Origin of the sequence: Chryseobacterium sp. X308 (assembly GCF_020733145.1) — a bacterium.
Lineage (GTDB): Bacteria > Bacteroidota > Bacteroidia > Flavobacteriales > Weeksellaceae > Chryseobacterium > Chryseobacterium cupriresistens.
Genome location: NZ_JAJFZH010000010.1, coordinates 1 through 17,120 on the forward strand (window position 1 = coordinate 1; position 17,120 = coordinate 17,120).

Annotated in this window: 9 protein-coding genes and 1 pseudogene; 3 read left to right on the forward strand and 7 right to left on the reverse strand. The window is 36.1% G+C overall.

The window, feature by feature from the left end; all coding sequences use genetic code 11:
- Positions 1–123: 123 nt before the first annotated feature.
- A pseudogene (locus LIV57_RS12365) lies at positions 124–417 on the forward strand (XRE family transcriptional regulator); the annotation flags it as partial.
- A gap of 133 nt (positions 418–550) precedes the next feature.
- Here the strand turns inward: LIV57_RS12365 and LIV57_RS12370 are convergent.
- The 6 genes from LIV57_RS12370 to katG form a co-directional block, all read right to left on the reverse strand.
- Entirely contained in the window at positions 551–1,273 is a 723-nt protein-coding gene (locus LIV57_RS12370; RefSeq protein ID WP_227942826.1) for a hypothetical protein, read from the reverse strand.
- A gap of 1 nt (position 1,274) precedes the next feature.
- Entirely contained in the window at positions 1,275–4,751 is a 3,477-nt protein-coding gene (locus LIV57_RS12375) for a DUF6443 domain-containing protein (protein WP_227942827.1), read from the reverse strand.
- 5 nt (positions 4,752–4,756) lie between these two features.
- Positions 4,757–9,391, reverse strand: coding sequence for a DUF5977 domain-containing protein (locus LIV57_RS12380; protein ID WP_227942828.1), 4,635 nt, complete (start codon positions 9,389–9,391; stop codon positions 4,757–4,759).
- A 119-nt stretch (positions 9,392–9,510) separates the two neighbouring features.
- The gene (locus LIV57_RS22955) at positions 9,511–10,404 is read right to left on the reverse strand and encodes a T9SS type A sorting domain-containing protein (protein WP_227942829.1); all 894 of its coding nucleotides are present in this window, start codon (positions 10,402–10,404) and stop codon (positions 9,511–9,513) included.
- Positions 10,401–11,129 carry a hypothetical protein gene (locus LIV57_RS12390; protein ID WP_227942830.1) on the reverse strand — a complete coding sequence of 243 codons (729 nt, stop codon included), beginning with the start codon at positions 11,127–11,129 and terminating at the stop codon, positions 10,401–10,403. The genes LIV57_RS22955 and LIV57_RS12390 overlap by 4 nt, the downstream gene beginning before the upstream one ends.
- A 575-nt stretch (positions 11,130–11,704) precedes the next feature.
- Complete coding sequence (gene katG, locus LIV57_RS12395; protein WP_227942831.1) at positions 11,705–13,981, reverse strand: catalase/peroxidase HPI; 2,277 nt, start codon at positions 13,979–13,981, stop codon at positions 11,705–11,707.
- 430 nt (positions 13,982–14,411) lie between these two features.
- Between katG and LIV57_RS12400 the strand changes: the two genes are divergently transcribed.
- Together LIV57_RS12400 and LIV57_RS12405 are read left to right on the forward strand one after the other, a co-directional pair.
- On the forward strand, positions 14,412–14,879 hold the full coding sequence (locus LIV57_RS12400) for a heme-binding domain-containing protein (protein ID WP_227942832.1): 468 nt from the start codon (positions 14,412–14,414) through the stop codon (positions 14,877–14,879).
- Positions 14,880–14,883: 4 nt separating this feature from the next.
- The gene (locus tag LIV57_RS12405; RefSeq protein ID WP_110008019.1) at positions 14,884–15,294 is read left to right on the forward strand and encodes a thiol-disulfide oxidoreductase DCC family protein; all 411 of its coding nucleotides are present in this window, start codon (positions 14,884–14,886) and stop codon (positions 15,292–15,294) included.
- Between the two features lie 241 nt (positions 15,295–15,535).
- Here the strand turns inward: LIV57_RS12405 and LIV57_RS12410 are convergent, their stop codons facing one another.
- Positions 15,536–16,975, reverse strand: coding sequence for an alpha-amylase (locus LIV57_RS12410; RefSeq protein ID WP_227942833.1), 1,440 nt, complete (start codon positions 16,973–16,975; stop codon positions 15,536–15,538).
- Positions 16,976–17,120: the final 145 nt, after the last annotated feature.

Sequence of the window (17,120 nt, forward strand, 5' to 3'; positions counted from 1 at the left end):
TTTAATTCCTATAAGACCTCAAAGATCAATCAAAAGAAATATAGGGAAATACAGAGCTAGGGCTAAACCTATAGTCTCTAAAAATCAAAAAGATACGTTGTGATAATTGCTTAACTTAATGACATTGCGCTCGCGCCAGCAGGGGAAACCATTGAAAACCAACTGCTGGAAAAAATATCCGAAGTACTGAAAATTCCCGTAGAAGCTTTTCAGAATTTTGATGAGGAACAGGCTGTGAACCTAATTTCCTGTATATTTTCAGATAATGCAATGTTTAATAATAGAATCGAAGTTCAAAATATTAATCCTATTGATAAAATTGTTCAGCTTCACGAAGAAAAAATAGCTTTGTATGAGCGTATGCTGAAGGAAAAGGATGAAATGATGAGCAGGCTGGAAAAGCTGCTTGAGAAGTAAGGCCTTTTTGAGATAAAAACTTCCAATAAAATGATAAAAACCACTGCTGTGCAGTGGTTTTGTTTTATTTGAGACACGAGCGAGACGCTCGCGCCAGCGCAGAGGCTAACTCAATTGAGAGTTGGCTTCTTTGTTATTTTTGCTTTATCCATTCTTCTCCTTGCCATATTATAGTATTTTTATTTTTGATATATACATTACTATGATAATACGGTTCAAATTCATAAAAACACTGATCAAAATAAGGTAAATTTATTATAAAATAATTGTTATTGCTAACATCTAAAATATAATCTTGTAAAATACTATATCTTAATCGGTTATAATAGAATGTTTTCCCACTGGGTTTAAAAATTAAAGCTAAGGAAAATTGATTATTCATACCAAAAAGAGAATATTCATTCTTTGAGATTACAATTTTATTGTTTTCAGTTTCAATTTGTTTAGATGTATTATAATTAAACAAAATATTAAACTCTGGTGTTGGTATTGATGTTTCAAAGTCTTTTGATAATTGAATATCTATATAAATACTATCTTGAGAGCCTTTATTACCTTTTTTAAATTCATATTTATATCCTGGCTGCTCTTTATAGTAATTTTCACTAGTCAAGTCTAAAACATCATTACTTATTTTTTTCCACTGTCCGGTAGATAAAATATCACATTGATCTAAAGCTAAATGTCCCAAATTCTGCGTATTGTAAAGAATATATAATCCATTATTCTTAAACTCTATTTTATCTGTTCGATCTTTTTTAATATAAACTCCGGTTCTAAAATCGTCATTAAATTTTTGAGCATTAAAAATTTGTATAGTCAAAATCACAATCGAACTTATAACAATTTTATTCATTTTATTTCTTTTTAGGATCTTCTAATGCTTTATACGTTTTACCATCCCCAATCTGCATTAATGTTGTTTCATTAATATCATTTAAAGAACTTGCTGAGACAGGATAGCTACTTTCATCATATGAGAATCCTACTTTATAAGCTTCAACTTCTAATGCTCTTCCTTTTGCATAATCTTGTTTATCTTTCGTTATTGCAGGGTTAAGCAATTGTCCGTTCTTGTTAAATCTTAACCCTCCAGCTTCATACCCTTGACCTACGTGACGAGATTCATGTAAATGTAATGAAGTATCAGATCCTTCAATATTTATTCTTTCCTTACCATCTTCACCAGTTATTTTTACAACCCCATGAGTACCATCCCCTTGACTAGGACCAGTTAAATAGAAGACCTCTTTAGCACTAGCAATTGTTTGAATATCCTTCAAAGATTGATTCATTTTTCCAATCTTTATAATATTATTAGCCATTTTAGTGTTAAGTTCTGCAAATTTTTTATCGTTTAAACCTTTTTTATCAATTTTTGCTTGTATATCAACATTGCTTTTATTTAATTTAGCAATTCTATCATTAACATTTTTTGTTAATTTTTCTTGATCCTTCGGATCCCCCCAAGTTCTTCCATCAGGATCAATAAATCTCATAGGATTATCTCCTGCATAAACATAAGGTGTCCATCTTCTTGTTTTTTCCGCTAACGGATCCACAACGCCCCATCTCCCAATATCCGGCATATAAAATCTAGCTCCATAATCATACATTCCTGTTTCCTGAAGCTCCTTCCCATTGTACTTGTACTGATAAGCATTCTGCGTTGTAGCTGTATAATTATGCAGTAATCCAAAAGGATAATAATTGTTTACTTCTACAATTTCTCCCGGTCTCCAATCATCTATACAAAGCCATCCTGTACAGTTTGAAGCATTGTATTGTCTGGGTTGGATAATTCCATCTCCACTGATATCACTATAACTTAACCTTACGTTTCCTAAATGGTCTGTAAAATTATATACATACCGGTTCAACAAAGCATCATAGTATCCTTCTGAGGTAGGGATGATTCTTAGTTTTAATTCCGGAATTTCATTAGGATCAGGATGGTAAGTACCTTGTCCATTCCATGATTCTATACCAAATGTACTTTTATACTGAAATCCATCCAGATAATGGGTCTCCAAATTTTTAAAGAGCTTCTTCACCTTTACTCCATCTGCCCGATAGATGTATTGGGTGATATTGGAGTTTTGGGTAATCTTATCTGGTAAATTTAGATAATTATATTCAATAGAGGAAATACCTTTATCTAAATGTTTGGTCATGTTTCCATTCCCGCTGAGATTGCCATTATCATACTCAATAGGATTAGGTACTGTAAAGGAAGGATAACCAGATGGATTTTGCTGCTCATCGCTTACTTTTATCAACCGGTTTCCGGAGTAATCATATTTTAGATTATCAATCATTAAAGTGGTGTTACTTCCTGGAAGCAACCCTTGGGTTCTCACCAAATTCAAAATATTCCCATTGACATCATAGGCCAGGAGCTCATTGTATTCTTTTGCATAGGGATTTGTATCTTTCTGATAAAAACCACCTGTGAGCCTGTTTAAACCATCATATGCGTAGCCATATCTTTTTAACGGTTCATTATCTTCTGTAAGGGTTTTCCAGGATACTTCTGCAATATTTCCGTTGTATCTCGGTTTTACTTTTTGATTGGGATAATCCGAATTAGGAATTTCCAAACCTTCCACTTTATTATAATTGATCTTATACCCAAACAGGTCACTTCCTAAATTGGCTGGATCGTTAATCTGAGTCAGCCACCCACGGATATTGTATTTGTAGTCTATCTGCTGAAGCGGAGAAGAAGCGGTAACTCCTCCCACTTTTTTGGATTCCAACTGGGAAAGTTCATTATAAGTATTCTGAGCCAGAATTTCTTCAGCATTATTATCAATCTTATGTTTGTGGGTAACCAAGCGGTTCTGATTATCATAATCAAAGGTTTCCGTAATAACCCTTTCAGTATCCGTACCAAGTCTTTTATGTCTTGTTACAGTCTGTTTCGTAACTCCTGCAAAATCAAGTTTGGATTCTGTATAGGTATATCCTCCCAAATGATTAGTGGAGTGGTTTCCAATAGCCCTTCCTTTCTGATCGTAATAGGTGTAATTCTTTGTCCAGTTGTTATCTTCAATATTCTTTACAAAACTCATTACAGGTAGTCCTTTGGTGCTTCTTCCGTCAGCTGTAGGAGTTTCAGTCAATACCGGTTCTCCCTGAATCGTTGAAGGGAATGCAGGATTAAAACTATAGGCAGGATAGGTATCATAATAATTAACAGTTAACACCTGGGCAACACTGGTGGGAGTCGAAAGCTTGGTATAATTTACAGGTATGCCGTTTAAGGTAAATCCAGGAGCAGCAGTTCTGGTTTCATATAAATTAGTATTGGCATTGACACTATTTTGCATTGATACCCTGCTGGCAGTATTATTGGTGATTCCGGTATAAACGGTTCTTCCAAACTGATCATATTTAGTAAAAAGCCATTGTCCTTTTCCTTTAAGATCAGTATCCTGAGTCAGAATAAGCTGATCAGCCTTATTATACACCATATACTCCCAGCTTTTGCCAGGAAGCTTTTTTTCCACAAGTCTTCCCCTGCCGTCATAACGGTACTGATAGCATAAGGTATTGAGAAGATCATCCGTAATAGGCTTATGAACAGCCAGAGGAGGAATAACAAAAGCCAGCTGGTCATATTCATTGTAAACATAATAGGTATCGATATGTTCTGCAGAACTCTTTATTTTCCTTACCAACAGAACCTGTCCTTTACCGTTTTTAAACTCTATGGTTTCATTGTCATCCTCATCTTTGACAGAGTTTTTATAAAGCTGGTTGGGGGCATAAACCGTGGCAGAGGATAAGCTCAGTACACTTTTAGTAGCTCCATCTACCCAGCTTGTGGTTGTGGTAAACTGATAGACTTCATTAAATCCGTTGGTATCATAACCAAACTTTACAGATTTTCCATTCCAGTCATTACCTACCTGTTTCTGTTCCAGAATCCTGTCCAGAGGTGAGTTTTCCAGCACTTTTTCAGAATAAATCTTTTCATTCCCGTAGGTTGTAGGATAAACACCCAACGGCCCTGAATAATAGTTCCCGTTACTTGTGGAAAGTTGGGGAACAGGCAAGTAATCTTTTACCTGTCTTCCAAACGGGTCATATTCAATGGGGGTTACAACATCTCTTCCCAAAGGTGAAGCTTGTAAGTTGATAACCTGCTTGGGCCTTCCCAGCCCGTCAAAATACTGTACCGTTTCTGAGGATTTTGTAGCAGTAGTTCCATTATAATCTAAATACGTTTTAGTCTGAATATAATTTTCATTGCTTGAGATCGTGGAAAGCTGCGCGTATGTTAAGTTGGATAAGAGTAGTGCTCCTATCGGTAGTATTATTTTTTTCATCAGTTTTAGTTTTTATCATATTCGAAAGAGAATGAAGCTGCTTTGCCCGCAATAGCAGTTCCCCCATGATTAGGGCCAGGCTCAGTAATACTTGGTGTAAGAACAATACTTCCGTTTGTACTTATTGTAATTTTCCATATCGTTTTAGAACCAAACTCAATAACATTGTTAATTACCTTAGTGGTATTGGGTCTGCAGGTGGTAGGAATACTTGCCATAGGATTACTGTACCAGTAGGTATTATTAGGTGCTACAATACTTAAATTACCATTAAAATGTCCTGAACTTGGCTGGGTAATAAAAGAACTTAAACCAACTGTAATTCCATTTAAAGCAGATATATCACAGCCATTGTATTGGCATGGACTATTATTTGCCTCGTTTTGCCCATTGGTATTTACATCGTTCTGAGCTTTTTGATCTGCATCTGCTTGACTGATATCAGATGAGTATTTTTTTGCTGGCACTACATAAGTGTAGGTGTTAGAAACCGCATCAGCACCACAATTTTTTGTAAATACTTTGCTCTTTTCAACACTATAAAAGCATGGTATGGCATTAGCTTGGTTTTGGCCATTGGCATTTAAATCATCCTGGGCTTTTTGATCAGCATCTGCCTGGCTGATTTCTGAAGAATATTTTTGCGCAGGTACTACATAAGTATAGCTAGCTAATCCTCCGGGAGGACAATTTTTAGTAAATGTCTGACTTTTTACTGTGTTATAAAATAGACAAACAGAATTTGCATTAGCAGTATTCTGTCCATTGGTATTAATATCATTAATCGCTTTAAGATTGGCATCATCAACAGAAATTTGAGACTTGTATGTTTTAGCAGGGACAACATACGTATACATACTGGCAGATGTTCCCGCTGGGCAATTATTTCGGATGAAACCTTGCTTTTGCTCTGTATTGTAAAAGAATATATCGTATGTAAAAGAAAAATTAACCAGCGAAGAGGGTGTATTAGCAGCCGTCTCATATAGAAACTTTAAGATTACATCTCCATTAGGTTCAACAGAAACTGACCATACCCTGTTTCTACTTGTGATCTGACGAGTTTGTTGTAATACAGGAACACAACTACCAGTGATTTTTCCAACTATAACACCTTGTAATAAAAGGGTTTTCATAACAAGATCATCTGCTATAAATATACCGTCAAACATTATTTGGACCGTATCCGGAGAAACTTTTGAAACTCCAACTGCTAAGTATGGGACAGCATTAGAAGAATTAAATGCACACGTTGAAGGCATACAATTACCATATAAGTTTGCCTGCAATTGCCCGTTAGCCTTTAAATCATTTACTGCTTGCAGATCTGCGTCATATTTACTAATTGTAGAACTGTATTTTTTTTCCGGAACAATATATAAATAACGTTCGCCAACCAGATCGACAGGACAATTATTTTTAGTAAAGTAATTAGACATTTCATCGTTATAAAAGAGACCAGTTGCTGGCTGCTGAAATTTATATTGATATTCCCTTAAAAGCTGGTTGTCTTTTGAAACAATTTTTTCAAGTTTATTAGTAGTATTATTGTATTTATATATTTCGCTAATCCCATTAGATGGGGTAATACTACTGACACCGATTAAAGGATTATGAGTATACGTAGTAATTTCATAATTTTTCAGAGATTGAACTTTTCTGAAGTTATTTAATGCATTATTGAGAGCTTGCTCTGTAGCATCATCTATATCCGCAAGTGATTTGGTTTGTAGATCAGTAATCACGTCAGTCATACCAGGTAATCCCATTAAGGTATTATAATCTATCCCTATTATTTTGGCTAGAGGTAGAGTTTGGTTATAACCCCATACAATACTCACATTTACCCCTGATTTAGTGTGATACTGTAACAGGTTACCTTTTATATCATATTGGTCAAATACAATATCATCTTCTAAGTTTTCAGATGAGCTGTTAATCGTGTTAAGCAAAATGCTGCTTACCTGTTTTGGTAAAAGTGTTGTATGCCCATTCCAATTAGTAGAATATCTTAATTTTGTTTTGGAGATAGCTGTATTATTTTTATAAATAGTAGTCTCTAAAGGAACACTTAAAATATTTTTTTGAATGATGTCGTTTGAACCTGATATATCATTAGCATACTTATAAATGGTTTTTAATTTTGTTTGATCTGTAGATGTCACTTCCTCTGATAGAAGATTATTCGTTAAATTAGTATCGTAGGAATAATCAGTTTTTGAGCTAATTTGGCTACCATTTAGAAAATCCGTAGTGGTTGTAGAAGTAAGACGTTGCTGATTGAGATTGATTTTATAATAACGATCATATACGTAACTCTTAAAATCTCCCAAAGTTACAAATTGGTCTTTACCTTGGAACTTGATCATATCATACTTGTTTTCAACAATCTTTATAGGTACTCCTTGTTCTCCGATATAGTTTGTTTTAAGTAATTTTCCTCTGTAATAACCGTAATCAATATAAGACATAGTCAAATATTTATAACTGTCATGAATCTTTTGAGGATCAACCATATCTTTTAAAATTGATTTATCAGGAGCTCCATCAGGAATACTTTCTAAATCGGAAAAGTAGTACTTCTTATAAAGCTTATTATTTACCGATTCGTTTACCTGCGAATAATTAACCGGATTTCCAGAGTATGAATTTGGGTTTAAACTGTTAATAGATTCAATAGGTAGCGCCGATAAATAACCGGGATTTAGAATAAAATAAAGTTGCGGATAATCAATATAAACATAAGAGAAAAAGGAGTTGTTTATTCCACTACTTTGCGCAGAAATAGAACCATCAGATGCATCTTTATAATATGTGAAGTCACGGGTATACTGATCTTTACCATCAAAATCGATAATTTTTTTTATCCTGGCGCCTCCTGTAGTTCCTGCCTGGTTTTTCAAATATTGTAAGAAATGGGAATTATAATCTCTCCAAATCGTTTTTGAATAAACATGCGGTTCATAGTAAAAAGAAGAATAACCACCTGTAGGATACTCAATTTTTCTTAATAGACCTACATCACATAATTCAGAATTTGGATTCCTTTGATTACCTATAATATCGGCACTTAATAGAATATTACTAAATATATAATCTGGAACAAGCTGGTTATCTTCTGGTTTACCATTCCAATATCCCCAAAAATCAACTCCAAATGTTCCATGCTCTGGGAGGTTAGAGGTTTTATAATAGTCAAATGAATATTTTTTATCACTATCCACTACAGAAGAAAGGAAAAAATAATCTTTTATCCTATTATAACTAAAATTAACAGCTTTAATTTCTTTATTCTGATTATTGACCACTGACACCTTGCTTAATTTTATAGATTTATATCCATATCCATATGGTGATCCATAGTGATTAATATAGGAAGTGTATGCAGGAAATTCTGTATAGTTAAACATGATGGTTGCAACATTATCTACAATTATCTTCTCGGGAAATACCTTTTTAACCAAATTCATAATTGCTCCACCTACAAAATTCCCCTGAGGACCTGCATATTGGTTCGAGTCACTACGGTCTGGTCTGATTTGTCGCGTGCCTGAAACATATAAGTTTAGATCGAAGAAAATTTGTTTTAGTCCATTTGAATTTACACTATAGTCAACAGGAGGAAAATAATTGCCATGACAAAAGCTATTCCATTCAGAACCATATTTTTTATTTTCAATAGTTACACTGCGCCCACTAGCATACTCAACTTTAGTTAAATACCATGACATTATTTTCATGTTATAAGGAGGAGTTTGAAACGGTGTTTCTAATAAGGAGCCGAGGTTATATGAAACTTCCAAGTTGTCAACATCTCCTCCAAAATAGTACTTATTACCTTTCCCATCGGTAATGATTATTTGAGAAAAATTAGGTTTGCACCCAGCATTGGGGTCATTTTGAGTGACAAGTCCTGTAATATCTATTTTTAGGTTAGGATCATTAGATACTACTTTAGGTTTTAGATTAATATCAATATAAAAGTATCCGGAAACTCCCATAAAATTAAAACTAAATTTATCCGGTTCTAATTCATGATAATTTCCTACTTGCTTTCTAGGACTTAAATATGGAGGATAGTACGCAGGAAGCGGATCATTAAATAAATTTGCTCGGGGATATTGTATATCAAAGATATTCTGATTGGTAAGCCCTAAATTTGTAACCTCTCTTGCTCCTACGAGATATCCGCCGCCATCTATAAGACCAGCTTGATTTTCAATGTGCTTTACATCGTCAGGTATAGCATTAACTGTACGGGTAATAGCCCCACCATAACTAAGGAACCAGTCCTGTCCTACATAATTGGATTGTTTAGCTGGGATGAAGCCTGAAGAATTATAGGCTAAATTAATATCGAAATTATCTCCAGATCCAGGTATTTCAACAGAATAAATTGGAACAGTCAAATCAACATTTCCAGAGTAAAGATTGACCGGGGTTTTGCCAAATTTTTCCATTTCATAGGTTTGAGGAGATTTAATATCAACCACCTTTGATGTAAAGTCTGCTGCTTGTCCATGAATCTCATACATTACTAGGAAGGTAGATAGTAAGAATATTTTTTTCCAAACCAATCTTACGTTGGCCGCAGGTCTGGAATTAATAGCTGCTTTGCTAAAATTTTTATTATTTGTCATTGTTTAAGAAATCATGCATAAATTAATTTGAATTGCAGAACTAAAATTTAGTGTCCGCTAAGCATTTTGTGTTAGTAAGAGTTGTTTTTATTTCACCTTAATTTGATTTTAAAATGAGTTTATTTTTTGATAAGTTTAGCATTCGCCGTTTTGCCAGCATCCGTTTTAATGGTAATGAGATATGCTCCCTGTACCAAAACCTGGGTATTAATCTTTGTTACTCTATTCTTTGTTTTTATATTTTGTAGTTGCCTTCCAGACATATCATATAACAGAATATCTGCTTCTTTGAAACCCTGTCCTGAGCCTGTCGAAGGATCAAAGCCTATTTCTACATAAGCATAGTCTGAAACAGGGTTCGGATAGATCTTTATGTCCTGTTTTTCAATCAGCTGATCAACCTGTTTATCTCCTAACTTGACAATCTTCCAGTTTTCTTTTCCCAGTTCTTCAGCACTGGTCCCTGCCAGAATAATAGAACCGTCTCTGTTCAACTTTAAATCAGAAAGTCTTTCTTCCTTTTTTCTGGATTCTCCTTTGACGTGCTTTCTCCACTGCTCATTTCCGTTTTGGTCGAGATAAAGCATCCAGAACGTTTCATCATCTGTTTCTATTCTTCCTTCTGCCTGAGTATACCCCCCCAGCAGAATGCCTTTAGACTTCCCGCTTCCATCTTCCTGCTTCCCGCTTATTCCACTCATTCCCATCAGGACATCACGGTTTCCAAAATTGTAAGACTTCTGCCACTGTTCATCTCCTCTTTCATTTAAAGAAATCAGCCAAAGATCTGTTCCTTCCTCTAATCCGACGGTTTTGTTTCCTGATCTTTCCGATCTGGATTCCCCGCCAACGATAAATCCATTGGAAGTTAAGGCCAGTGTTCTGATATGATCATCACCTTTTCCTCCAAAGTTCTTTTCCCATTCTATTTTTCCGTTTTTATCAAGCTTTACGATCCAATAGTCACCTTCACCGAAGTTGCTGCTGGCTTTGGAATAAGCGTCGATCTTCACACCACTTCCAGCTTCCCGCTTCCCGCCTTTACTTCAGAACTCCTCGAATACATTCCCAGTAAAGCTCCTCCATCTTTGGTAGGGATTATCTTTTCGACTTCATCTAAACCACGCCCTCCCAATGTTTGTTCAGATAGTGTTTTTCCGTCTTTGTCTAATCTAATGATCAGGACATCTTTTGAGCCATGACCTTTAGATGAGTTTTGTACACTTCCAGCAACAAAGAATCCCTGATCTGTAGTCTGAATCACAGCTCTTGCTTCTTCATCTGATGAGCTTCCTAAAGTTTTCTGCCATAATTCGTCACCTAATTCATTGATTCTAATTAACCAAATGTCTGAGCCACCTTTAGAATCTTCCTTTTTATCAAGTCCTTTTCCTGAATATGATGAACCTGTGATCAGAAAACCACCGTCCTGAGTAGTAACCGTTGAAGATAAATAGTCGTGATTGTTTCCAGAAAAATACTTTTCAAAAACCTGTTCTCCCTGCTGGTTTAATTTTATCAGATGGAAATCGTAACCGTTGTTCTGCTTGCTGTTCTGCCTAAGCTTATCGGTCTGAATACTGCTTCCCGTGATCAGATACTGTCCGTCAATTGTTGTAGTAATCTGGCTTAAAAAATCCTGAGCTGAGGACTTTATATCTTTCTGCCAAAGTACCTCTTGGGCAAATATGTCCGTAATAGTGCATAAAGACAATGCACACATGTAGAGTTTTTTCATACTTGTGTTATTAATGTTAAGTAAATATTGATTGATGTATTGTGTACATAGAAATACACAAATTATCGAGTGTAATTATTGTTTCATGGTCATGTTTTTTAATGCTTACAAAATTAAAATTTTTAAAGTTTATCCCAAAGAAAATTGATTAACTTTCTTTAATAAAGCAAAGATATACCAGCAAAGCGACAATACTTGTCGCATTACATTTTTATAAAAAAAACTTTAAAATAATATATTGAGTTCGTAAAATTTTGATAAGTACTCTTCTATGATATTTCTTGATAAGTTTTTTATATCTGATTCGAAAATAGGATAGTTTCTGATTAACTACAATTTTTTTGTTATGATTTTTTCAGATCACTTAAACATCTCTTTTTTAACACTTAATAGATTCATTTTATTCTCAATTGAATAAATGCTCTATAATATTTTTCTGCTAAATATGTGATTAACATTTATAGTAAAACTGATTATTAATAATTTAATATTCTTCAAAATAAAAATTCAATTAGTGGATAAATAAAAATCGGCTGCCCGAAGGGCAGCCGATCCTATTATATAAAAACTATTTCTTAAATATCAAACCTATCCAGATTCATCACCTTCGTCCACGCCGCCACAAAATCTTTTACAAATTTGTTTTGTGCATCGGCACTTCCATATACCTCAGCCACGGCTCTCAATTCAGAATTGGAGCCGAAAACAAGATCCGCACGCGTAGCGGTCCATTTTGGCTGGCCGGTTTTCCGATCAGTTCCAATATACAATTCTCTGTCATCTGACATTGCTTTCCACTGAGTTCCCATATCCAGAAGATTTACAAAGAAATCATTGGTAAGAACGCCCGGACGGCTGGTGAATACACCATGTTTTGAACCGTCAAAGTTCGTATCCAAAGCACGCATTCCTCCTATCAGTACAGTCAGTTCCGGAGCGGTAAGAGTTAATAGCTGTGCTTTATCAATCAGTAAAGATTCTGTAGACACCGTATATTTTCTTTTCAGATAATTTCGGAATCCATCAGCAGCAGGCTCAAGGTAACCCATAGATTCTACATCCGTCTGTTCCTGAGAAGCATCCATTCTTCCCGGGGCAAAAGGAACTTTTACGTCCTGACCCGCATTTCTGGCAGCCACTTCAACAGCAGCATTTCCTGCTAGTACAATTAAGTCTGCCAATGATATTTTTTTACCTCCGTTTTGAGAATCGTTGAATTCTTTCTGAATTCCTTCCAGAACATTTAATACTTTATTCAATTGAGAAGGATTGTTGACTTCCCAGTTCCTTTGAGGCTCCAGTCTGATTCTTGCTCCGTTGGCACCACCACGTTTATCACTTCCTCTGAAAGTAGAAGCGGAAGCCCAGGCTGTAGATATCAGTTCTGTATTGCTTAGTCCTGAATTTAAAACTTTTGATTTCAATGCCTCCACATCATTTTCATCGACCAGTTCGTGGTTGACTTCCGGAATAGGATCCTGCCAGATCAGTTCTTCCTGCGGTACATCCGGTCCCAGATAACGGGCGCGTGGTCCCATATCTCTGTGTGTTAATTTAAACCATGCTCTGGCAAACGCATCGGCAAACGCATCAGGATTTTCGTAGAAGTGTCTTGAAATTTTTTCGTATACAGGATCCATTCTTAACGAAAGGTCTGTGGTAAGCATGGTTGGTTTATGTTTTTTGTCAGCATCAAATGCATCAGGAATGATTTCAGCACCGTCTTTGGCTACCCATTGGTGAGCTCCTGCAGGGCTTTTTGTTAATTCCCACTCATTTTCAAAAAGATTTTTAAAGAAGTAATTACTCCATTGAGTAGGAGTTTCTGTCCAGGTTACTTCCAGTCCGCTGGAAATCGCGTCTCTTCCGCTACCAGACTTATATGTGCTTGCCCATCCTAATCCCTGCTGTTCAATTCCGGCTCCTTCAGGTTCTTTTCCTACATGATCTGCCGGACCTGCTCCATGGGTTTTACCGAAAGTATGTCCTCCAGCAATCAAAGCAACGGTTTCTTCATCGTTCATCGCCATACGTCCGAAAGTATCACGGATGTCTTTGGCAGCAGCAATAGGGTCAGGATTTCCGTCCGGACCTTCAGGGTTTACATAAATAAGTCCCATTTGTACGGCAGCCAATGGATTTTCAAGGTTTCTTGAATGAATATCTCCATCTGCATCATCATCGGTAGGAAGAACCGCTGAATGTCCTTCTGCTACTCCCTCCGAACCGTGAGCATAACGTAAATCACCTCCAAGCCATGTCTTCTCAGATCCCCAATAGACATCGGAATCCGGTTCCCAAACGTCTGCACGCCCTCCCGCAAATCCAAATGTTTTAAAGCCCATGGATTCAAGAGCAATATTTCCCGTAAGGATCAGAAGGTCTGCCCATGAGATGTTTCTTCCATATTTTTGTTTGATGGGCCACAATAATCTTCGTGCTTTATCAAGACTTACGTTATCAGGCCAGCTGTTCAACGGTGCGAAACGCTGTTGCCCAGCTCCTGCTCCACCTCTTCCGTCACCTACACGATACGTTCCGGCGCTGTGCCACGCCATACGGATAAACAGAGGGCCATAATGACCAAAGTCGGCCGGCCACCAATCCTGAGAATCTGTCATCAATGCATGAAGGTCTTTTTTTACAGCCTCCAGATCAAGGCTTTCGAATGCTTTGGCATAATCAAAATCCTTATCCATAGGATCTGAAAGGGAAGAATGCTGGCGCAGAAGATCTACTCTAAGCTGATCAGGCCACCAATCAGAATTCTGGGTTCCTCCTCCTGCTACATTCTTCTTCATTGTTCCGTTGTGAAACGGGCATTTACTGATGTCATTCAAATCTTTTTCCATTTTCGTTTATTTATTTTTTATGTTGATTAATACTGTTTCCAATTGTGTTCTAAGAACATCACAAACCTACAACGTTTGTTTAATAAATACAATCTATTAATTTTTATTTCAATGATAGTTAAAAACTATAAATAAATATTTTCAACGGCACAATATCTTGTCAGAATTGTGGTATTAAGTTAGTCATTTTTAAGATTAACTTAAATAAAAACAACAGTATACCGTCCAATTTAGAATTACTCAACGTAAGAATTTAATGGGAAAAGGAAGTTGAAAGGAGGATGTTTGATATCACCATGAAAATAACATAGTAATTGCCGAAAAAATACACTATTACAACATTTTTTGGAAGCTTTTCCCTCTTTCAGCTTTCAACTTCTCACTAAAAATAAATTAACTATCTTTATATTATAAAACATGAACATCCGCTATGAAAAAAATAATTGTTGTCATTCTCGTTGTATTTATCATCATACAGTTTTTTCCTATCGATAAAACGAATCCGCCGCCAACTCCCGGCATGGATTTTCTGAAAATTAAAAATACTCCTGAAAAGATAGCGCATACTATCAGAACATCATGTTATGACTGTCATTCCAATGAAACAAAGTATCCATGGTACAGCAATATCTCCCCGATGTCATGGTGGGTAAAAAATCATATTGACGAGGGCAGGAATCATCTTAATTTTTCTACCTTTGCAGTGTATGAACCTAAAAGACAGCTTCATAAACTTGAGGAATGTATAGAAATGGTTGAAAAAAAAGAGATGCCACTTGAATCCTATTATTTAGGACATCAGAATGCTAAACTGTCGGATGAACAGCGTGCAGATCTTATCCATTATTTCAAAAAAGTAAAAGAAGACACGGAAAGGAGAATTCTATTTAATAAATAACGTCATGGAAAATTGGGAAAATAAGCATATTGTATTTTTTGACGGAGATTGCGGAGTCTGCAATTTCTGGGTACAATGGATTTTGGAGCGGGACAATAAAGACCAGTTCATGTTTGCTTCTCTTCAATCTGATTTCGGACAGCAGTTTTTATCCGAAAGAGGACTGGAAACCAATGTATTCAATACTATGTATCTGTGGAAACCCGGACGGTTTTATCTGATCAAGTCAAAGGCAGTACTGGAAATTGCTAACTTGTTGGGAGGCATATATAAACTTTCGTTTATCGGAAAAATCATTCCGGCATTTTTAAGGGACAAGGCTTATGATCTTATTTCCAGAAACAGGATGAAGCTGGCCAATCAGAAATGTTATTTACCGGACCTTCATCAGAAGAAAAAATTTATTCAGGTGTAATTAATGATTCTTACACCGTTTCATTTAACTTATAAAAAGATCATTCCGTAAGAATTTCCTACAATATTAATGCTTTGTATAGATATTCCTACGGAATGATAAATAATACGTATAGTTTTGCTTGTTTAATGTTTAATAAAAATTAAACTGAAGAGCAGTCTCTTACCAGCTTAATCAATTATCAATTATCAATTATCAATTATCAATTATCAATTATCAATAATTACCCATTGCTCATTACTCATAAATTCAGCGACCACACAGAATAAGAATTCGGCGGGCACTGGATTTTCACCCATTTATCTCCCTGAGTTGTTGGGTACCAGCTTGAGTTCCCTGTAAAATCTTTGATCTGCTGGCTGCTCCAGTTGGTTTCTATCCATCTTTCCTGCCAGTTTGAAGACGTATTGATGTAAACTACAAGTCCCGGATTACCATTATAACCGTTACGTCTTGCAATATATTCATCATTATCGGTGTAGAGAATGGAAGTTGTTCCGGTGGCTTTGTTATTGTGAATCCAGATCAGATTGTTCAGTCGTTCTTTATTTAACCATTCTTCATAATCTCTGTAAAAAATGGTAGGATATCCTTCATGGGTTAAGATATAGGCATATGCCGGCATTTTATTGTAAATGATATCGGTATCGTGATTGGCAACAAAGGTGACTGCTTTGTATGGATTTCTTTTCCACATCATATCATCATTCAAAGCATTTAGATTACCATTATCAAAGGCTTCATCCATTTTATAATAAGCCGCAAAATCAAATACGGAACTGTTGGCATTGTTGGCCCACCACTCCAATGTGTTGACATTGGAATCCCATAATTCTCCGACAGAAAATCCGCCTACGTTAGAATTCCAGGTGTTAACAACCCATGGCCCGAACCCTTTAACATAATCGAACCTCCAGCCATCAAATTTCATCACATTTTTATAATATTTTGCGACAGAATCATCTCTTCCCCAAAGCCAGTCCTGCACATGAGGATTCGCGTGGCATAAATCCGGAAAACCGCCAAAAGCTCCTTCATCATTATTTCCATAAGCATTTTTGTAAAAGTCATTATAGTTTCTCTGGAATTTCCCTGATGCCACTCCTGAAAAATTGGTCCAGGTATTGGTTCCTGTAAAAGGATTGGCTTCAGATTGTCCTCCACTGTTATGATTGATTACAATATCTGCGTATACCTGCATATTTTCGGCATGAGCCTTCGTAATCAATGCTTCCAGTTCGGCTCTGGATCCGAAACGGGTTTCCGTGCTTCCATTCTGATTAAAATCTCCAAAATCATAATAATCTGTAGGATCGTACCCCATAGAATATGCCCCGTTTTGTGCTTTTGATGCCGGCGGCAGCCATACTGCCCCAATTCCGGCATTGGACCACGCTGTTATTTTGTCTTTAACGGTATTCCACCAGTTACCACCTTCCGGAACATCCCAGTAAAAGCCCTGCATAAGAACTCCGCCACCCGGTCCGGCTACGAATTTACTTTGGGCAGAACCTGAACCGCTTCCTGTACTGAAAGGCCGGCCATCATGATTGGTCACATTCACTGTTTTGTTATGAACCTCTTCCTGCTTGGTAGGTTCTGTCATTAATTCATCACTTGTACGGCATGAACTTATTAATGCTAAAGCCAGTAGTGAAAGGAAAAAGTTTGTTTTTTTCATCGCTGTAATTAATTATCAATCTATTAAACAAGATACAATTTTATTAAAAACAAAATCAAATAAACGGGAAATATTTTCATTTCACCTAATAAATCAAGATGAAAGGCATTCAATTTTTTTCATTAAAAAATCATAAATTTTTCAG